2 protein-coding genes are annotated in these 2,507 nt (G+C 68.6%); one reads left to right on the top strand and one right to left on the bottom strand.

The features are described from left to right. Window positions 1-159: 159 nt before the first annotated feature. Window positions 160-1,527, top strand: coding sequence for a hypothetical protein (locus AC08OX_RS16965; RefSeq protein ID WP_476608709.1), 1,368 nt, complete (start codon window positions 160-162; stop codon window positions 1,525-1,527). A gap of 146 nt (window positions 1,528-1,673) precedes the next feature. Here the strand turns inward: AC08OX_RS16965 and AC08OX_RS16960 are convergent, their stop codons facing one another. Continuing rightward, window positions 1,674-2,147, bottom strand: a complete 474-nt coding sequence (locus tag AC08OX_RS16960) for a hypothetical protein (protein WP_476608708.1) — start codon at window positions 2,145-2,147, stop codon at window positions 1,674-1,676. Between the last annotated feature and the right edge of the window lie 360 nt (window positions 2,148-2,507).

Below are 2,507 nucleotides of genomic sequence, written 5' to 3'. Positions count from 1 at the left end.
ACTGTCAACTGCACCCGCCGGCCCATCCACCATCCAGTCCCTCGACGCCATCACGATCATCCTATCGAGACGTCGCTACGACCGTTTGACCCCGCCCCTGTACAGCGGGGCCATGCCGTCATCGTCGGCGGAAGTATTGCGGGACTCACCGCGGCGCGCGTGCTGAGCGAACACTTCGCCGCGGTCACCATTCTCGACCGAGACGCCCTGCCGACAACCGTCGAAGAACGGCGCAACGTCCCGCAGGCGCCTCATCTGCACGGCCTGCTGTTCAGCGGCGCATCGGCGCTCGACGGACTCTACGGCGGCTTCACGGTCGCGATGACCGACCAGGGCGCGCCGCCGTATGACCCGCAACGCGACGTCGCCTACTTCTTTCCCGAAGGCTGGATCCGGCGTGCGCCATCCGACATGCGGTCCGTGTTCGGCACGCGGGCCCTGACCGAGCACACCATCCGGACGCTGACCCGCCGGCTACCGAACGTCCGGTTCCGCCACGCCGAGACCATCGGCCTGCGCAGGGCCGGCGGCGACCGGGTAGACGCGGTCGTGTGTGACGACCTCGACGGTCTGGGCGGACTGATCGAGGCCGATCTTGTGGTGGACGCCGGCGGCCGCGCATCCCGCTCCCCGCACTGGCTCGCCGACGCCGGGTTCGACGCCCCGCCGGAGTCGACGGTGCAACCGTTCCTCGGTTACGCCACCGTGCACTGCTACTTGCCCGAGGATGCCCTACCGGGAGACCTGCGGGCAGTGTGCGCGCCACCGGCACCGCACAACACCAGAGGTGCGTTCCTCCTGCCGGAGGAGAACAACCTCTATGGCCTCATGGCCGTCGGGACCAGCCGTGACTTCCCGCCCGGCGACCCGGCGGGCTTCGACAAGTTTCTCCGGACCGCCGCCACCCCAGTCCTGCACGAGATGTGGCAACGTGCCGAGCCCGTCAGCGACATCAGGACGACGAGGATGTCAGTGAATCGGCTCCGCCGCTGGAACGAGCTGGCTCGGCGGCCACAGGGGTTCATCGCGGTCGGCGACGCGGTGGCCGTATACAACCCGGTGTACGGCCAAGGCATGACTGCGGCCGTCCTGCAGGCGGTGGCCTTGCGCAACCGCCTGCGTCAGACGGACGATCTGGACACGGCCGTCGAGCGTCTCCACGACGACGTCATGGCCGTCACGTCGTTCGCCTGGCAGGCCGCGACCGCATCCGACCTGGTCTTTCCCGTGACGGAAAGCCGTAATATGCCCGCCCCGACACCCGAAGAGCGGGCGGGCGCACAATACCTGGGCATGGTGCGCGCCACCGCCGTCGACGACGCTTACGTCGCGGGCGAATTCTACCGGGCGCTGGGCTTGATCCGGCCCGAGTTCCTCCTCGCTGACGAGGTCCGCACCCGAGTCGAACGGTGGTTGGCGGACCCGCCGGCTCCGACCGACGACCTGTCGCGCCCGCCTGCGTGGGCCGATGCCGATCCACCGATACGGAGTCGGCCGCCGTCGGGCACTGCCGCCGTCGGGCACTGAGGTAATGACGGGCGGCGGATCCCGGGCAGGAGAGCACCCCCAGCCACTCGAAGGCGCCTTCGAGTACTCCTCATACCGCGGGCATCCCGAGGGTGGGGTGCTTTCCATCGTTGGACGGCACCCCACCCTCCGGTCCGCCTCGGCGGCTACGCCCCGGCGAACGGCTGCTGCCCGCCGAACCGCTGCCCGGCCTGCTCCGCCGCGGGCTGCTCCGCTTGGCCCGCGGTAAACGGCTGCTGCCCGCCGAACCGCTGCCCGGTCTGCTCCGCCGCGGGCTGCTCGGCCACGGACTGCTCCGCTTGGCCCCCGGCCCCCGGCTGCTCGGCCGCGGCTGGCGCTGGGGCCTGCTCGGCTGTGGCCGTCGCCGCGGCGGTGGGTTGCGCTGCCGGACCGGTGCCGGCGCCCGCCGCAACACCCACCAGCTCGCGTATCCTGCTTTCCACATACCTGTCGCTGTAGTGCGACCTGTCGGCGATGCGCTGAACAAGGTCGTCAACGCTCGAGGCTGCGTCCAGGTCCGACGAGTTTACCTCGGCGAACTGGTCAAGGATCTGGTATCGGATCTGCTGCCAGTTTTGCCGCAGCACGCGCTCCACCTGCTGCGTTTCCTGCTGATTCATTATCATCACTCTACCCCGGTCGGGCATCCGTCCCACGGCTGAGCCTATGACGCGGGCAGAGACTGTCAACCGCAGAAACCACCATCCGCCGCCAGGGCCACACGGCAGGACGAGCGACGACGAAAGCGCCGGCTGACGGATATTTCTTATCAACGGGGAAGAAAGGAAATATCCCGGCCGTTGAGGCAGGGCTGCGCGAAGGTCGCGTGGTGTGACGGCCCGTTGCGCTAAGTGGCCACCACCCAGGGCTGCGCGAAGGTCGCGTGGTGTGACGGCCTGCTGCGTTAAGTGGCTATGAATTGGAGTGTCCGGCGGCGGTCTCCGGCGATGTGTTCGAGGGTTTCCTTGACTTTTCTGACT

The sequence above is a fragment of the Frankia sp. CoBUL1 genome, assembly GCF_978021245.1.
The sequence above is the reverse complement of the archived record's forward strand: the minus strand, read 5'-3'. Positions and strand labels throughout refer to the sequence as shown.